Raw genomic sequence first — 16,586 nt, 5'->3', positions numbered from 1 at the left:
ACAGCTAGCGGGCCATCGCGGCCTCGGCGGCGCGCTGGATCGCGCCCTCGGCGAGCAGCTCCTCGGCATCGCGCAGCTCCGGGGAGAGGAAGCGGTCCGTCCCGGGGCCGGGCACGCGCTCGCGCAGGACCCCGAGCACCGCGGCGGAGACCCGCCCGGGCTCCAGCGGGGCGCGCATGTCGAGGGCGCGCGCCGCGGCGACGAGCTCGACGGCGAGGATGCGGCGCAGGTTCAGCACGGCCTGGCGCAGCTTGCGGGCGGCGTGCCAGCCCATGGACACGTGGTCCTCCTGCATGGCCGAGCTCGGGATGGAATCGACGCTGGCGGGCACGGCCAGGCGCTTCATGTCGGAGACCAGGCCGGCCTGCGTGTATTGGGCGATCATCAGGCCGGAGTCGACGCCCGGGTCGTCGGCGAGGAACGCCGGCAGCCCGTGCGAGCGGGCCGGGTCGAGCATCCGGTCGGTGCGCCGCTCGGCCAGGGAGCCGGTGTCCGCGGCGGCGATGGCCAGGAAGTCCAGCACGTAGGCGACGGGGGCGCCGTGGAAGTTGCCGTTGGAGCTGATGCGCCCGTCCGGCAGGACCACGGGGTTGTCGATCGCGGCGGCGAGCTCGCGGGTGGCGACGGTGGCGGCGTGGTCGATCGTGTCGCGCAGCGCGCCGGTGACCTGCGGGGAGCAGCGCAGCGAGTACGCGTCCTGGACGCGGGTGTCGCCCTCGCGGTGCGACGCCACGACCGGGGAGCCGTCCAGGGCGCCGAGCATGCGGGCGGCGCTGGTGGCCTGGCCCGGGTGCGGGCGCAGCGGCTCGTGGAGCTCCGGCCGGAAGACCTGGTCCGTGCCGAGCAGGGCCTCGACGGACATGGCGCCGGTGACGTCGGCGACGTCGGCGAGGTCGCGCAGGTCGGCCAAGGCCATGAGCAGCATGCCGAGCATGCCCTCGGTGCCGTTGACCAGCGCCAGGCCCTCCTTCTCCACGAGGGTCACCGGCTCGATGCCGGCCTCGGCGAGGAGCTCCGCCGTCGGCCGCTCGACGCCGTCGGGGCCGGTGGCCTCGCCCTCGCCCATGAGCACGAGCGCGCAGTGGGACAGGGGCGCGAGGTCGCCGGAGCAGCCGAGGGAGCCGAACTCGCGGACGACGGGGGTGATGCCGGCGTTGAGCAGGGCGATCATGGTCTCGAGGACGACGGGGCGCACGCCCGTGCGGCCGGTGGCCAGGGTCTTGGCGCGCAGGAACATCAGGGCGCGCACGACCTCGCGCTCGACGGCCGGCCCCATGCCGGCCGCGTGCGAGCGGATGAGGGACTTCTGCAGCTGGGTGCGCTGCTCCTGCGGGATGTGGCGGGTGGCGAGCGCGCCGAACCCGGTGGAGACGCCGTAGACGGGGGTGTCGGAGGCGGCCATCTCGTCGACGGCCGCGCGGACGCGGGCGACGTGCTCGCGGGCGGCGGGGTCGAGGGTCACGTGGGCGCCGTGGCGGGCGACGGCGACGACGTCCTCGGCCGTCGTGCCGGACTGCCCGAGGACGACGGTCCCGGTGGCGGTGGTGGCGGTCATGGGATGCCTTTCGGGGTTGGTGGGGGCTGGCTAGGCGGAGGCTCCGGCGCGGGAGTTCTCGCGCATCGGGATCCGCACGCCGCGCTCGTCGGCGACCTCGAGGGCCCGCTCGTAGCCGGCGTCGGCGTGGCGGATGACGCCCATGCCCGGGTCGTTGGTGAGGAGGCGCTCCAGCTTCTGCGCGGCGAGGTCGGTGCCGTCGGCGACGGAGACCTGGCCGGTGTGGATCGAGCGGCCGATGCCGACGCCGCCGCCGTGGTGGATGGACACCCAGGTGGCTCCGGAGCTGGCGGCGGTCAGGGCGTTGAGCAGCGGCCAGTCGGCGATGGCGTCGGAGCCGTCCTTCATGCCCTCGGTCTCGCGGTACGGGCTGGCGACGGAGCCGGAGTCCAGGTGGTCGCGGCCGATGACGATCGGCGCGGAGACCTTGCCGTCCCGGACGAGCTCGTTGAACTTCAGGGCCGCCTTGTGGCGCTCCCCGTAGCCGAGCCAGCAGATGCGGGCCGGCAGGCCCTCGTACTCGACGTGCTCCTGGGCCGCGTCGATCCAGCGGTGCAGGTGCTCGTTCTCCGGGAACAGCTCCTTGATGGCCTGGTCGGTGACCTCGATGTCCTTCGGGTCGCCGGAGAGGGCGACCCAGCGGAACGGGCCGAGGCCCTCGCAGAACAGCGGGCGGATGTAGGCGGGGACGAAGCCGGGGAACTCGAACGCGCGGGTGTAGCCGGCGTGGCGGGCCTCGTCGCGGATCGAGTTGCCGTAGTCGAAGACCTCGGCGCCGGCGTCCTGGAACTCGACCATGGCCTTGACCTGGGCGGCCATGGACTCGCGGGACTTCTTCGTGAAGCCCTCCGGGTCGGCCTCGGCCTCGGTGTGCCAGTTCTCGACGGTGTACTCGGTCGGCAGGTAGGACAGCGGGTCGTGGGCGCTGGTCTGGTCGGTGACGATGTCCACGTGCAGCTCCCCCGCGGCGTGGCGGCGCAGCAGCTCGGGGAAGACCTCGGCGGCGTTGCCGACGTAGCCGACGGAGAGGGCGCGGCGCTCGGCCTTGGCGGCCTGGACCTTGCGGATGGCCTCGTCGAGGTCGGTCTCGACGTCGTCGAGGTAGCGCTTGCCCAGGCGGCGGCGCAGGCGGGTCTCGTCGACGTCCACGATCAGGCAGGCGCCGCCGTTGAGCGTGACGGCCAGGGGCTGGGCGCCGCCCATCCCGCCGCAGCCGCCGGTGACCGTGAGCGTGCCGGCCAGCGAGCCGCCGAAGCGCTTCTTCGCGATCGCGTGGAACGTCTCGTACGTGCCCTGGAGGATGCCCTGGGTGCCGATGTAGATCCAGGAGCCGGCCGTCATCTGGCCGTACATGATCAGGCCCTCGGCCTCGAGGCGGCGGAACTCCGGCCAGTTGGCCCAGTCGCCGACCAGGTTGGAGTTGGCGATCAGGACGCGCGGCGCCCACTCGTGCGTGCGGAAGACGCCGACGGGCTTGCCGGACTGCACCAGCAGCGTCTCGTCGGGGTCGAGGGTCTCGAGGGTGCGGCTGATGGCGTCGAACGCCTCCCACGTGCGGGCGGCCTTGCCGGTGCCGCCGTAGACGACGAGGTCGTCCGGGCGCTCGGCCACCTCGGGGTCGAGGTTGTTGTGCAGCATGCGCAGCGCTGCCTCGCTCTGCCAGTTCTTGGCCGTCAGGTCGGTGCCGCGGGCGGCGCGGACGGTGCGTGCTCCGGGAAGGGCCATCGTGGGTTCCTGCCTTCGGGTCGAGGTGTGGTGCGGGCCACTGGCCCGGGGGTATATCTCCATGAAACCCCCTCGGGAGCCCGGCAACCACGGGGTTCCGGCAAGGCCTGTCCGGGATGCCAGACAAGGCGCCCGACGGCGGGGCCCGGCTCCCGCCGGGGCCTTGCGCGTCGCACGAAGCCCATAGGTAGACTGGTCTAACTACTAGCGACTGGAGGTTCCCATGGCGACGACGACGCCGCGGCCGCGCCCCGCCCGCGAACGGCTGCTGGAGGCCGCCGCGGAGCTGTTCTACGCCCACGGGATGGCCGCCACGGGCATCGACTCCATCACCGAGCGGGCCGGGGTCGCACGGAAGAGCCTCTACAACAACTTCGCGTCCAAGGACGAGCTGGTCCTCGCGTACCTCGAGGCCCGCCACCGCGAGTGGCTGGACCTGCACGAGCGGCGGGCCGCGGACGCCCAGACGCCGCGGGAGCGGGTGCTCGCCGTCTTCGACGCCTACCTCGACCACGCCGGCGCCGCGTACGTCCACGGCTTCCGGGGCTGCGGGCTCCTCAACGCCGCCGCCGAACTGCCCGCCGGATCCCCCGGACGGGACGCGGTCCGCCGGCACAAGGAACAGGTCGAGGCGATCCTCGCGGACGCGCTGGCGGGCGCCGCGGGCGCTGCCGCCCGGGCGGAGCAGCTCGCGTTCCTGCTCGAGGGCGCCGTCTCGCGCGCTGGCCTCGAGGGGTCGCCCGACCGGCTGGCCCGCGCCCGCGCCGTCGCCGCGTCCTGGCTGGACGCCGCGTGAGGAGCGGCAGGACCGGGGCCCTCGCCGCGATCACGGCGACCTCCATCCTGTGGGGCACCACGGGCACGGCGGCGACGTTCGCCCCCGCCGCCGGCCCCCTGGCGATCGGTTCCGCGGCGATGGGCCTCGGCGGCCTCCTGCAGGCCGCCGTCGCACTCCCCGCGCTCCGGGCCGCCCGGCCGCAGCTGCGCCGCAACGCGCGGCTGGTCGGCCTGGGGGCGGCCGCCGTCGCCGTCTACCCGCTGGCGTTCTACGGCTCGATGCACCTGGCGGGCGTCGCGATCGGCACCGTCGTCTCGCTCGCCTCCGCCCCGCTGGCCTCCGGGGTGCTGGAGTGGCTGGCGCACCGCGCCCCGGTCAGCCGGTGGTGGCTGTTCGCCGCCGGGCTCGGCATCGTCGGCAGCACGCTGCTGTGTCTCGCCAAGGCCACCGGCGCCGCCGGCGAGGCCGGCCCGACGCTGGCCGGCATCGCGCTCGGCCTCGTCGCGGGGGCCGCCTACGCGACGTACTCGTGGGCCGCGCGCAGCCTCATGCACCGCGGCGTGGGCCGCGCCGCCTCGATGGGCGCCGTCTTCGGCACGGGCGGCGCGCTGCTCCTGCCGATGCTGGCCCTCACCGGGGCCCCGCTCGTCGCCACGCCGGAGGCCTTCGCGGTGGCGGCCTACATGGCGCTGGTCCCGATGTTCCTCGGCTACCTGCTCTTCGGGTACGGCCTGGCGCGCGTCGCGGCCAGCACGGCCACCACCATCACGCTCAGCGAGCCGGCGGTCGCCGCGGTCCTGGCCGTCGCCGTCGTCGGCGAGCGCCTCGGCCCGGCGGGCTGGGCCGGGCTGGGGATCGTCGGCGCCGCACTCGTGGTCCTGGCCGTGGCGCCGGCCACCGCCCCCGCGACCCGGGACGCGCCTGATGGCATTTTGCGGATAACATAAACCAACGTGTCCCCGAACGAATCCCCGGCAGTGGCCGGCCCCACCGGCACCCGTCGGCCGCGCCCGTCGCGCGCCGCCTCCCGGCGTCCCCGCTGGGCCGTCCCTGGGGAGCCACGATGAGGGGCGCCCTCCGGGCGGGCGCGTGGCTCTGGCTGCTCGTGGCCGCCGCCCTGCTGACCCAGACGGCCCTGAACCTGGTGCGCCCGGTGACGACGTACAAGCTGCTGGGGCTGGGCGCCGGTCCCCTCGTCGTGGGCCTCGTGACCGCGGTCTACGCGCTGCTTCCGCTCGTGAGCGCGATGTGGTTGGGCCGGGTCACGGCCAGGGTGGGCCGCCTGCGCCACATGATGAGCGGCGGCGCCGTGCTGCTCGCCGTGGGCGCGGCCGGGCTCGCGGCGGCCCCGGGAGTGCCCACCGTCGCCGCGGGCAGCGCGCTGCTCGGGCTCGGGCACCTCGTCTTCACCATCGCCGGCCAGGCGGCCGTCGCACGCTGGCTGCCCGACGACCAGCTGGACCGCGGGTTCGGCTGGTTCACGGCGGCCTACGCGGCCGGGCAGCTGGCCGGACCGCTGGCCGCCGGCCTGATCCTGGGCGGCCATGGCGCGACGGCCTCCCCGGAGCGGGCCGCCGACGTCGCGCTGGCACTCTGGATCGGGGCGGCCGTGTCGCTGCTCGCAGTGCCCGCGCTGGCCACCGCCTGGGCGCAGCCCCGCCGGGCGGGCGCCGGGCCGGCGGACGGAGGGCCGGCGGACGGAGTGCGTCCGGACGGCGCCGGCCAACCCGCGGACGCGGGGGCGGCCCAGTCCGCGGGCGGCCGCGCCTCTTCCGGGGGCGGCCGGGCCTCTTCCGGGGACGGTCCCGGGGCGCAGGAGGGCCGGGCGACGATGGCCCGGATCCTGGCGCTCCCGGGGATGCGCTCGCACATGCTGGCGTCGCTGTCGCTGCTGGCCATGCTCGATATCCTCACCGCGTTCCTGCCGGTGGTCGGCGAGCGGGCGGGCGTCGCCCCGGCCGTCGTGGGCGCGCTGCTGGCGGTCCGCGGAGGCGCGTCCATCCTCTCCCGCGCCTTCCTGCCCTGGCTGTCCTCCAGGTTCTCGCGGCGGACCCTCCTGCTGGCGAGCCTCTACGGCTCCGGCGCGGCGCTGGCGTTGCCCCCCGTGCTGATCTCCTCGCCCTGGTGGGCCGCGGCGTTCCTCGGCCTCGGCGGGTTCTTCCTCGGGCTGGGCCAACCGATCACGATGTCGCTGGTGTCCATGTCCGTTCCGGCCCGCTGGCGGGGCGCGGCCCTGGCCGTGCGGCTCATGGGCAACCGGCTGGGCCAGGTCGTGCTGCCGCTGGCCGCCGGCACCGCGGCCGTGGGCTGGGGCCCCGCGGGCGCCATCTGGTTCACCACGGCCCTGCTGGGCGTCAGCGGCCTGGAGAAGACGCTCCGCCGGTGACGCCGGCTCCGGCACCCCCGGCCCCGGCACCGTCGCCCCGCCGTCGTCGCCCCCGTCGCCAGGGAGGGCGGCCTACTCCTCCGGGGCGGCGGTCTTCTCCTCGCCGGCGCTCCTGAGGTGCTCGCGCATGAACGCCGAGGCGGCCTCGTTGTGCCCGGCCAGGAGCAGGTCGATGAGCTGGAGGTGCTCTCGGCACCGGGCGAGGGCGCGGTCCCGGGGCAGGGCCTTCTGGTACTCGATCAGCCGGCGGAGCCGGTCCACGCGGCGCAGGCCCTCGGCGAAGAAGGCGTTGCGGGAGCAGTCCATGACCGACTCGTGCAGCGCGGTGTTCGCGTCGAAGAGCGCCGCAGGCGACACCTCCCAGATCGCCCCGTCGACGAGCCGCTGTTGCTGCTCCCTGCACCGCTGCAGCGCCGGGACGTCGAGCGTGAAGGTGGGCTCGAGGATCGCCGCGGGCTCGATGACGAGCCGGAAGCGGTAGCTCTCCCGGTACGCCCGCAACGAGTCCAGCGTCGGCAGGAACTCCCACCCGTAGCCGGGCGCGCGGTCGATCCACCCCTCGTTGGACATGCGCCGCAGCGTTTCGGCGAGCTCGGCCCGGGTGAAGCCGTAGCTGCGCATGAGCTGGCTCTCCGTGACGCGGTCGGGGAGGCGCCCCTCGAGCCGGTCCGTGGCGATCCGGTGGTACCGCTCCTCGGTGGAGGCCCCGGTGGGGCCGACGGCGGGGGCGGGGAGGCGTTCCGGCGGGAGGGCGACCACGTAGCCGCCCCGCTCGGCCCGGCGGACCGCGCCGTCGGCCTCGAGGAGGCGCAGCGCCTCGCGCACGGGCGAACGGGAGACGCGGAGCCGCTCCCCGAGCTTCCGCTCGATCAGCCGCGCACCCTCCGGCAGGCCGGCCTCGGCCACGTGCCGCAGGATCTCCGCGGCGACCGAGGCGACCAGCGGCGAGGGGTCGGTGGCGCGCATCGGCGTTCCTTTCCGCGGCTGGGCGGCCGAGTCGTTGGGGTATCAGTGAGGAAAATACCAAAGGCTACGCGCGGCGGCCGTGGATCCTCGCGGAAAGCTCGTCCGCGACGTCCCGGATCCCCTCGAGCAGGGCGGGCCGCCGGTCCTCGGGCAGCCTGTCGCTGAGGTAGGTGACCGCCACGGAGGCAACCGGCCAGCCCTGGTGGTCCAGGACGGGCACGGCCATGGACGCGAAGTCCGGCGTGACGTCCCCATCCTCGGTGGCGTACCCGCGCTGGGCCGTCTCGTCGAGCAGGCGCCGCAGCTGGGTGTAGGTCGTGACGGTCGTCGGAGTCTCGTGCCGGGTGGTGAACGCGGCCGCGTTCGGGTACAGCGCGCGGGCCTGGGACTTGGGCAGCCACGCGAGGATGGCCCGGCCGGTCGCCGTCACGTGGGCCGGCAGCCGGACGCCGACGTCCGTCACGAGCGAGGGCCGGTTCTTGGCGCGCTCCTCCACGACGTACAGCACGTCGCGTCCGTGGAGGACAGCCAGGTGGGCGCTCTCCCCCACGCGGTCGACGAGCCGGTCCACCAGCGGGCGCCCGATCCGCGAGAGCGGCTCCTGCCGCGAGTACGCCGAGGAAAGCTCGAACGCCGCGATCCCCAGCCCGTAGCGGCGCTCCTCGGGCAGGTGCATCACGAACCCGGCGTCCTCCATCACGGCCAGCAGGTGGTAGACGCTGGAGCGGGGCAGGTCGAGGGCGGACGCGATGGCGGACGCGGCGACCGGCCCCCGGCGGGCGGCGAGGTACTTCAGGATGCGCAGCGTGTGGTGCGCTGCCGGGACCTTGACGGGGGACGCCACGGGCCCACCTCCTTCTCGGGGGGCGGTGGATCGATGGAATCCGACGGTACCCGCCCGGGGCCGCGGGCGGGAGTCCGTGTCGGCCGGGGGCTCCGCCGCCCAGGGGCCGCAGGCCCCGCCGGGGGACGCCACCGTCGCGCTGACCCGCCGTCGTACTGGCCCCCGACACGGCGCGGCCTGCTGGGGCCGGCCTGCTACTGGCCCGCGGCGGCGCGGCCGACGGCCTCGGCGACGGCGCCGGCGACCCGCGGATCGAGCGGCGAGGGCACGATGTGGTCGGCGGCCAGGTCCTCGGCGGCGAGGTCGGCGATCGCCTGCGCGGCCGCGATCTTCATCTCCGGGGTGATCTTCCGCGCGCCGGCGTCGAGCGCGCCCCGGAAGATCCCCGGGAACGCGAGCACGTTGTTGATCTGGTTCGGGAAGTCCGAGCGGCCGGTGGCGACGACGGCGGCGTGCTTGGCCGCGACGTCCGGCATGACCTCCGGGTCCGGGTTGGACAGGGCGAAGATGATCGCGTTCTCGTTCATCCGCGCGATGTCCTCCTCGGCGACCTTGGAGGAGGAGACCCCGACGAACGCGTCCGCGCCGTCGAGCGCCTGGGCGACGCCGCCGATGATGTCGTCCTTGTTCGTCTTCGCGGCGTACTCGGCCTTGATGGCGTTGAGGTCGTTGCGCTCGCGGTGGATGGTGCCCCGGGAGTCGACCAGGACGACGTCCCCGACGCCCGCGTTGATGAGGATCTCCGCGATGGCGATGCCGGCGGCGCCGGCGCCCGAGACGACGACGCGCATGTCGCCGAACGCCTTGCCCGCGACGCGCGCGGCGTTGGTGAGCGCGGCGAGGACGACGACGGCGGTGCCGTGCTGGTCGTCGTGCATGACCGGGCAGTCCAGGGCCTCGATGAGGCGCTGCTCGAGCTCGAAGCAGCGCGGCGCCGAGACGTCCTCGAGGTTCACCGCGCCGAAGCTCGGGCGCAGGCGGACGAGGGTCTCGACGATCTCGTCGACGTTCGTCGTGTCCAGCACCAGGGGGATGGAGTTCAGGCCCCCGAACTCGCGGAACAGGGCGGACTTGCCCTCCATGACGGGCAGCGACGCGGCGGCGCCGATGTCGCCCAGGCCCAGCACGGCGGTGCCGTCGGAGACGACGACGACCAGGCGGGAGGCCCAGGTGTGGGTGGCGTGCTTGGCCGGGTCGGCGGCGATGGCGCGGGAGACCTGGGCGACGCCGGGGGTGTAGGCAATGGACAGCGCGCGCTTGGAGTCCAGCGGCATCGTGGTCTGGACGGTCAGCTTGCCGCCCTCGTGGGAGGAGAAGATCTCCTCCTCGCTGATCGGGGCGGAATCGGTCTGGTGGCCGGCGGTGGCGGTCATGGTGGCTCCTTCGTTGAAAGTGTCTGAGTCCAGCGGGCGTGTCGCGGATTGCGCGGGACGGGCGTCGGCCGCTTCCGGGCAGAGGGCGGTGCGGCAGCGGCGTCCTTGCCTCGCTCTGCGCGGGGCAGCCCCGGGATGGGGGGCGCACGCACGGGCGCAGTGGTCAGTACTTTCTTTAGACCGTGGTGTCCACGGTACCGAATCGGGGCCGTCCGCGGAAAGCCACCCCGCGCCGGGCGCCGGGCGCGCAGCAGGCAGGCGCGGGACCGGGACCGCCGGGGCATGATGGTCCCATGCCCTCGGAAACCACGGCGCTGAGCCGCACCACCCACCACGAGGCCCTGCCCGCGGCCGACGCCGCGCGCCTGGCCCGCGCCCTCGAGGAGTCGGCGGACGCGACCGTCTTCGTCAACGGGACGGCCGTGCGCCTGCCGGGCGCCGCCGTCGACGCCGTCATGGACGTGCTGCTCCGGCTCTCCGCGGGCGAGGCCGTCACCGTGAGTACCGCCGAGCGCTGGCTGAACACCTCCCAGGCCGCGAAGCTGGCGGGCGTGTCCAACACCTACATGCGCAACCTGACCGACGCGGGGACCATCCCGGTCGAGTACCGCGGCACGCACCGGCGGATCCGGCCCGCCGACGTGCTCGCGTGGGTCGCCGCGCGTGAGCAGGCCGCCTCCCCCAGGGAACATCAGTAGGGAACGGTTGTTGCCTATTCGGTAACTCGTTTGCGAGACTGTGGCCGTGACCACATCGACGAAGCGCGCCCTCGACCCCAACGTGCCCTCCGAGACCGACCTGGCGCTGGCCCGCGCCGAGGCCTCCCGACGCCACGAGACCCTGTTCTCGGAGCGTGCCGCGAACATCAAGCAGTCGGCCGTGCGCGACGTCTTCGACATCTCGATGCGCCCGGGCCTGGTCTCGCTGGCGGGCGGCAACCCGTACCTGCAGTCCCTCCCGCTGGACAAGCTCGGCGAGATGGCCCGCCGCATCATCGCGGAAGAGGGGATGGTCGCGCTCCAGTACGGCGGCGGCCAGGGCACCGAGGAGCTGCGCACCCAGATCTGCGAGGTGATGGCGGCGGAGGGCATCACCGACGCGGATCCGGAGAACGTCGTGGTCACTGCGGGGTCCCAGTCCGCGCAGGACGTCGCGGTGAAGGTCTTCTGCGACCCCGGCGACGTGGTCCTCGTGGAGGACCCGACCTACGTCGGCGCCCTGAACGCGTTCGAGGCGCAGCAGGTCCAGCCGATCCCCGTGCCCATGGACGACGACGGGCTGGTCCCCGAGGAGCTCGAGCGGACCGTCCGCCGGCTCCACGCCGAGGGCCGGCGCATCAAGCTCCTCTACACGATCCCCAACTTCAACAACCCCTCAGGCATCACGCTCGCCGAGGAGCGCCGCCAGCGGGTCGTCGACATCTGCCGGGAAGCGAACATCCTCGTCATGGAGGACAACCCGTACGGGCTCCTGCGCTTCGACGGGAAGCCCCACACCCCGATGCGGGCCGCCAACCCGGACGACGTCCTCTACATGGGCTCGTTCTCGAAGATCCTGGCCCCCGGCCTGCGCATCGGCTGGGCGCTGGTGCCGGGCCACCTGCACCGCCGGTTCTACCTCGCGAGCGAGGCCGTGACCCTGTGCCCGCCCACGCTGAACCAGATGCTGATCAGCGAATACCTCTCCGGGCACGACTGGCGCGGACAGATCGACACGTACCGCGAGCTGTACGCCGGCCGCTGCGCGGCCCTGCTCGACGCGCTGTCCGAGCACATGCCCGACGGCGTCGAGTGGACCACGCCCCAGGGCGGCTTCTTCGTTTGGGTCACGCTGCCCGAGGGCGTGGACACCTACCCGCTGCTGCACGAGGCCATCGACGCCGGCGTCGTCTTCATCCCGGGGGCCGCGTTCACGCCCGGCGACGAGCCGAGCAACCGGCTGCGCCTGTCCTTCAGCGCGGTCGACGAGGAGTCGATCCGCGAGGGCGTGCGCCGGCTGGCGCCCGTCCTCGAGCGCGCCCTCGCCGGCTCCCGCTAGGCTCCGCCGCGCCACGGCGGGCGCCGCGCGTCGCGGGGAGCCCCGGCGGGCCCGCCCCGGGCCCTAGGCCAGCCCGTGGGCGAACGCGTACGCCGCCGCGGCGGTGCGGGAGGTGACGCCGATCTTCGTGAAGATGTTGGACAGGTGCCGCGCGACGGTCTTCGTGCTGAGGACCAGCTCCGCAGCGATCTCGGCGTTGCTGCACCCGGACGCGACGAGGCGCAGGACCTCGACCTCGCGGGGCGAGAGACCGCCCGCCGGCCGCGCGGCGAGGGAGCGGGCCAGTTCGGCGGCTTCGTCGTGCGCCGGGGCGGCCCCGAGCTCGCGCAGGGCCGAACACGCCGCGTCCGCCTCCATCCGCGCGGTGTCGTCGTCGCCCAGCGCCGCGCACGCCCGGGCCACCGCGACCCGGGCCCGCGCCGTCTCGTAGGGTGCCCGCAGGGCGGTCCAGGCGCGCACGGCGCGGCGCAGGGCGGGCAGCGCGCCGGCGGCGTCCCCGTCGGCCAGGCGGACCAGCCCGGTGGCGCAGTGCGCGTGCGCGCCGACCCACGCGCACTCCAGCGAGTCCGCCAGCGTCTCCAATTCCCGGGCGGCGTCCCGGGCGCCGGGGAGGTCGTCGACGGCCAGCCGCACCTCGACCACGGCGGGCAGCAGCCGCGCCCGCGCGGGCGGGGGCGCGTCCTCGCCGGCCAGCCGGTCGACGACGGCCCGCGCCGCGGCGGCCCGGCCGCGCTGCAGCCAGAGCAGGGCGGCCCCGGGCTGGGGCTGGAACCCGGCCCGGCTGGCGCGTTGGTATGCGGCCTCGGCGGCGGCCGCGTCCCCAACGATCCGGTGGACCTCGCCGACTTCGTAGTGGGCCAGGCCCACGGCTTGGGCCTGGCCAGCCTGCGTGTACCGCTCGATCGCGGCGTCGAACTCGTCCACGGCGCGGGCATAGGCCCCGTCGAGGCGCAGGAGTTGCCCCCGGTGGACGGCGCATTGGCCCGTGAAGGGGACCAGGTCCGGCTGCTGGTCGCACCACCGCGTCAGGGCGGCCGTCCACTGCCGCATCCGGTCGAAGTCGCCGAGTTCCTGGCACGCCTCGACGACGCTGCAATAGATCATCCCGGCGAAGACCGGCGCCACCCCGCCCGAGAGCACGTGCGCCATCGCCTCGTCCAGCTTGGCCTGCCCCTCGCCGGCCCGCCCCGGTAGCATCAACAGCCCGCGCCCCTGGGCGTGCAGGCCCATGGCCACGAGGTCCTCGTCGCCGACCTCCCGTCCGATGGCGGCGGTCCGGTCCCCGGCCTCCAGCGTGCCCTGGCCGTCTCCGGCCGCGCCGCGCCGCATGGCCTCCGGAACGAGCAGGTAGCCGCGTTCCGCCGCCGCATCCGGGGCGTCCTCGAGCAGGCTCGCCGCCCGGCCCCACCAGCCTCCGGCCACGGCCTGGTCGCCGTCGAACAGGGCCGCAAGGCCCAACCAAAAACAGCACCGCGCGGCCTCGGCGGGTCGTCCCGCGGACTCGTGGAGGTGGAGGGCCTCCTGGAGCACCCGCTGGCACTCGGCATAGAGGCCCAGCAGGTAGGCGGCCGTGGCCCAGCGGGCCAAATCGGCCGGGGACAGGCCCTCTCCCGCGTCGGCCTCGGCGAGCCGTTCGTAGGCCGCGGCCCACTCCCGGCGCTCGAAGGCCTCGCGTCCCCGTTCCAGCTCCTCGGCAACGGCCACGGGCGCACCTGCCTCTCCCGGCCACGATACGCCCGCCACCTGCCGCTGTCAGTCCGTCAGGCCGCCATGGCCGGGGAGGCCGTGGCACGGGCCTGGACGCGGCCGGCCACATGGGCCGCGTCGTCGCCCGCCCCGCCGAGCAGCATGGACCGGAAGGAGCTCTGGAAGCACAGGCCCGTGAAGAACAGCCCCGGGGCCTCCGGCACCTCGCCCCGGTCCTCCCGGGGCCACCCTCCCTCGCCGAGGACGTCCGGCTCGATCCAATCGAACGCCTGCCGGAAGCCGGTCGCCCAAACGACGGCGGCGGCCTCGACCACACGCCCGTCGGCGAGCCGCGGGCGGCCGCCCTCGGCCCCGACGACGCGTTCGGTCACCCGCTCGACGCCGGCGGCGGCCAGGTCCCCGCGCTTGACCCGCAGGGCGGGGGCCCCGTGGAACCGCGCCTCGGCCAACATCTTCCGGCCAACGGGCGTGCGCCGGTCCATCACGTGCCCCCAGACGAACCAGAGCAACGGGAACGCCAGGCGCAGCTGGCGGGTGCCGAACTTCAGTGGCAGCTGTCCGCAGTCGCGGCCGGCGAGCACGACGTGCCGGGTCGCGGCGAGCTCGTGGGCGATGTCGAACCCGGAGTGGGAGGCCCCGACGACGAGGACGGTGCCCTCCGGCAGCTGGCCCGGGTTGCGGTATTCGCTCGAGTGCAGCTGCACGATCCCCGGATCGAGTTCGGCCGCGGCAGCCGGCACCGCCGGCGTCCGCCCGTACGTCCCGCTGGCGACGACGACGTTCCGGGCCCGGTACTCCCCGGAGTCGGTGGCGACGAGGTGGCCCTCCGCGGCCGGCCGCACCCGGAGGACCCGGACCCCGGTGCGCACGGGCAGGTCGAACTCCCGGACGTACGCCTCGAGGTAGTCGGCGACCTCGTCCTTGCCGGGGAAGTGCCAGGGGTCGCCGGGGAACGGCAGGCCCGGCAGGGCGTCGTACCGGGCCGGGGAATAGAGCAGCAGGCTGTCCCACTGCCGGCGCCACTGCTCGCCGACGCGGGCGTTGCGTTCCAGGACCACGCACTCGTGCCCGGCCCGGGTCAGGTGGTACGCCGTGGCGAGACCGGCCTGGCCGCCTCCCACGATGACGGTCTCGATGATGGCTGGGTTCGTTTTCATGCCTTCACGCTAGGCTCGCGCCGCACCCACCCGCGTCGGGCGGATGACCCATTCCGCTCCGGCCCCGGGATGGGTCGTCCTGCCCACCGGCATGGCCCGCCCACGGACCCGGTGCCCGCCTAGTGCGAACGCTCGTAGACCCAGGGCAGGTCCGTGATGTCCATCCGGTGGCGGCGCCCCGACGGGAGGTCCGCGCCCGGGACCGCGTCGCCGTCGTACTCCGCGTCCCCCGACCACAGGATCAGCTGCCGCCCGTCCGCAGTGGTCTGCCGGCGGCTGTGGAACTCGCGCGGCTCGGCGGAGCGGGCCGCGGCCAGGGCGTCGTGGACGGATGCGGCGACCTGGAGGTCGTGGAGGGTCACCCAAGTCGGCGCGACGAGCCGCATCTGCCCGCGCGCGTGGCGCTCCAGCGCCTCGGCGGGGGCGAGCCACGCGTGGCCGACGTGCTCGTCGGCGCTGAGCCGGACGGGCCCCTCGGGGGCCGCGGCGAGGAAGAACCTGGTCAGCAGGCGCTTGGGCGCCTGCGCCGGCGGGATCCAGAGCGAGATCGCCACGAGCCCGGCCGGGTCGAGTTCCAGCCCGGTCTCCTCGAGGGCCTCCCGCCGTGCGGCCCGGACCGCGCCGAAGGACGCGGCGTCGGGGCCCGAGTCCTCGGCCTCCAGGTCCTCCGGGTCCACGTGCCCGCCCGGGAACACCCACGCGCCGGCGAACGAGCCGCGCTGGGGACGTTCAAGCAGCAGGGCCTCGAGGCCGGGCCGGCCGTCGCGCAGCAGCACGACCGTCGCCGCCTCGCCGTGGAAGCGCGGACCGCCGCCGGGGCCGGTGCCCCCGTCGCCGGCCCAGGCCCCGGCCGGACCGTGGGGGTCGGGTGCCGTTCCCGCCGCGTTCTCAGGCACCGCGCACCTCCGGGATCACGGCCTCGTCGTCGTACGCGGCGCGGGCCTCGAGGATCGACGCCGCGTGCGCCTCGGACCACTCGCGGACCGTGTGCAGCGGCCCGAGCAGTGAGCGGCCGAGCTCGGTCAGCGAATACTCGACGCGCGGCGGCACCTCGGCGAAGGCGGCTCGCCCGACGAGCCCGTCGCGCTCGAGCGTCCGCAGCGTCTGGGTCAGCACCTTCGGCGTCACGGAGCCGACGGCGGCGCGCAGCGCCGAGAAGCGCAGCGGCCCGCCCTCGAGCGCGTGGACCACCAGCGGCGTCCACTTGTCGCCGATCCGCTGCAGCACGGCGCGGGACGGGCAGTCCGGCACCATGACGTTGAAATCCCGCGACACGGTATCCATGGGGGAACTATATGACGTTGAGGTATCCGGTATCCAGCGGATACCTTTGCTCCACCAGCATCGTTGTGACGAAAGGACGACCCATGAAGATTGCCGTGTACGGCGCCACCGGGATGGTGGGGCGCGAGATCGTCCGGGAGGCGCTCTCCCGGGGCCACGAAGTCACGTCCGTGACGCGCCACGGCACGGCCGTGGAGGGCACGGCGGCGGTCGCCGCGGAGCTCGGCGACCTCGCGACGTACCGCCGGCTCGCGGGCGAGCACGACGCCGTCGTCCTCTCCGTCCCCCCGTCGCGCGACGGCGGCGACCACGGGCCGTACGTGGCCGCGCACGAGGAGATCACCGAGACGCTGGTCCCGGCCCGGGTGTTCGTCGTCGGCGGCGCCGGCGCCCTGAACGCCGGCGGCCACCGCCTCGTCGACGCGCCCGACTTCCCGGAGGCGTACAAGGCGGAGTCGCTGACGATGGCGCACGTCCTCGAGGCCTACAACTCCGCCTCCGGCCTGGACTGGACGATGCTCGCGCCGGCCCCGGTGATCCAGCCGGGCGAGCGCACGGGCGAGTACACCACGGGCGTCGACTCCCCCGTGGGCGACTCGATCTCCACGCAGGACTTCGCGGTCGCCGTCCTGGACGAGCTGGAGGAGCCGAAGAACCGGCACCGCCGCTTCACGGTCGCCAACTAGGGCGGCGGCGGGGCCGCGCCGCGGGGCGGCCCCGCCGGTGGCGCGCGGCCGGCCGCGCCGGCCGCGCCGGCCTGTGCTTCGATGAAGC

At 74.8% G+C, this 16,586-nt stretch carries 15 protein-coding genes; 6 read left to right on the top strand and 9 right to left on the bottom strand.

Annotation, left to right across the window (positions count from 1 at the left end; all coding sequences use genetic code 11):
* Positions 1 to 4: 4 nt before the first annotated feature.
* Both hutH and hutU read right to left on the bottom strand, forming a co-directional pair.
* Positions 5 to 1,555 carry a histidine ammonia-lyase gene (gene hutH / locus AC1Q5D_RS11705; protein WP_481738611.1) on the bottom strand — a complete coding sequence of 517 codons (1,551 nt, stop codon included), beginning with the start codon at positions 1,553 to 1,555 and terminating at the stop codon, positions 5 to 7.
* 30 nt (positions 1,556 to 1,585) lie between these two features.
* Positions 1,586 to 3,280, bottom strand: a complete 1,695-nt coding sequence (gene hutU, locus AC1Q5D_RS11700) for a urocanate hydratase (protein ID WP_481738612.1) — start codon at positions 3,278 to 3,280, stop codon at positions 1,586 to 1,588.
* Positions 3,281 to 3,503: 223 nt separating this feature from the next.
* On the opposite strand from hutU, the gene AC1Q5D_RS11695 reads away from it, so the two are divergent.
* From AC1Q5D_RS11695 to AC1Q5D_RS11685, 3 genes are all read left to right on the top strand, one after another.
* Positions 3,504 to 4,076 (top strand): TetR/AcrR family transcriptional regulator, encoded by a 573-nt coding sequence (locus AC1Q5D_RS11695; protein WP_481738613.1) that lies wholly within the window; start codon positions 3,504 to 3,506, stop codon positions 4,074 to 4,076.
* On the top strand, positions 4,073 to 5,005 hold the full coding sequence (locus tag AC1Q5D_RS11690; protein WP_481738614.1) for an EamA family transporter: 933 nt from the start codon (positions 4,073 to 4,075) through the stop codon (positions 5,003 to 5,005). The genes AC1Q5D_RS11695 and AC1Q5D_RS11690 overlap by 4 nt, the downstream gene beginning before the upstream one ends.
* A gap of 116 nt (positions 5,006 to 5,121) precedes the next feature.
* Entirely contained in the window at positions 5,122 to 6,444 is a 1,323-nt protein-coding gene (locus AC1Q5D_RS11685) for an MFS transporter (RefSeq protein WP_481738615.1), read from the top strand.
* A gap of 72 nt (positions 6,445 to 6,516) precedes the next feature.
* Here AC1Q5D_RS11685 and AC1Q5D_RS11680 read toward each other — a convergent pair whose 3' ends face one another.
* The 3 genes from AC1Q5D_RS11680 to AC1Q5D_RS11670 all read right to left on the bottom strand — a co-directional run bounded on the left by AC1Q5D_RS11680 (position 6,517) and on the right by AC1Q5D_RS11670 (position 9,627).
* Positions 6,517 to 7,410, bottom strand: coding sequence for a GntR family transcriptional regulator (locus AC1Q5D_RS11680; protein WP_481738616.1), 894 nt, complete (start codon positions 7,408 to 7,410; stop codon positions 6,517 to 6,519).
* Positions 7,411 to 7,474: 64 nt separating this feature from the next.
* Positions 7,475 to 8,254 (bottom strand): IclR family transcriptional regulator, encoded by a 780-nt coding sequence (locus AC1Q5D_RS11675; protein ID WP_481738617.1) that lies wholly within the window; start codon positions 8,252 to 8,254, stop codon positions 7,475 to 7,477.
* 194 nt (positions 8,255 to 8,448) lie between these two features.
* Complete coding sequence (locus tag AC1Q5D_RS11670) at positions 8,449 to 9,627, bottom strand: NAD(P)-dependent malic enzyme (RefSeq protein ID WP_481738618.1); 1,179 nt, start codon at positions 9,625 to 9,627, stop codon at positions 8,449 to 8,451.
* Positions 9,628 to 9,920: 293 nt separating this feature from the next.
* On the opposite strand from AC1Q5D_RS11670, the gene AC1Q5D_RS11665 reads away from it, so the two are divergent.
* Positions 9,921 to 10,325 carry a helix-turn-helix domain-containing protein gene (locus AC1Q5D_RS11665; RefSeq protein WP_481738619.1) on the top strand — a complete coding sequence of 135 codons (405 nt, stop codon included), beginning with the start codon at positions 9,921 to 9,923 and terminating at the stop codon, positions 10,323 to 10,325.
* A gap of 46 nt (positions 10,326 to 10,371) precedes the next feature.
* A complete protein-coding gene (locus AC1Q5D_RS11660; protein WP_481738620.1) occupies positions 10,372 to 11,664 on the top strand; it encodes an aminotransferase-like domain-containing protein in 1,293 nt (430 codons plus the stop codon).
* A gap of 63 nt (positions 11,665 to 11,727) precedes the next feature.
* Here AC1Q5D_RS11660 and AC1Q5D_RS11655 read toward each other — a convergent pair whose 3' ends face one another.
* The 4 genes from AC1Q5D_RS11655 to AC1Q5D_RS11640 form a co-directional block, all read right to left on the bottom strand.
* Positions 11,728 to 13,368 (bottom strand): LuxR C-terminal-related transcriptional regulator, encoded by a 1,641-nt coding sequence (locus AC1Q5D_RS11655; RefSeq protein WP_481738621.1) that lies wholly within the window; start codon positions 13,366 to 13,368, stop codon positions 11,728 to 11,730.
* A 56-nt stretch (positions 13,369 to 13,424) separates the two neighbouring features.
* The gene (locus AC1Q5D_RS11650) at positions 13,425 to 14,528 is read right to left on the bottom strand and encodes a flavin-containing monooxygenase (protein ID WP_481738622.1); all 1,104 of its coding nucleotides are present in this window, start codon (positions 14,526 to 14,528) and stop codon (positions 13,425 to 13,427) included.
* Between the two features lie 119 nt (positions 14,529 to 14,647).
* Positions 14,648 to 15,424 (bottom strand): NUDIX hydrolase, encoded by a 777-nt coding sequence (locus AC1Q5D_RS11645; RefSeq protein WP_481738623.1) that lies wholly within the window; start codon positions 15,422 to 15,424, stop codon positions 14,648 to 14,650.
* Positions 15,417 to 15,812: a winged helix-turn-helix transcriptional regulator gene (locus tag AC1Q5D_RS11640; protein ID WP_481738624.1), complete on the bottom strand. Its 396-nt coding sequence runs from the start codon at positions 15,810 to 15,812 to the stop codon at positions 15,417 to 15,419. Before AC1Q5D_RS11640 ends, AC1Q5D_RS11645 begins: the two co-directional genes overlap by 8 nt.
* 83 nt (positions 15,813 to 15,895) lie before the next feature.
* Here AC1Q5D_RS11640 and AC1Q5D_RS11635 point away from each other — a divergent pair, with 83 nt between their 5' ends.
* On the top strand, positions 15,896 to 16,498 hold the full coding sequence (locus tag AC1Q5D_RS11635; RefSeq protein ID WP_481738625.1) for an NAD(P)-dependent oxidoreductase: 603 nt from the start codon (positions 15,896 to 15,898) through the stop codon (positions 16,496 to 16,498).
* The last annotated feature ends 88 nt before the right edge of the window (positions 16,499 to 16,586 follow it).

The sequence above is a fragment of the Arthrobacter paludis genome, from assembly GCF_056782315.1.
This window is presented reverse-complemented; position numbering and strand designations above follow the sequence as displayed.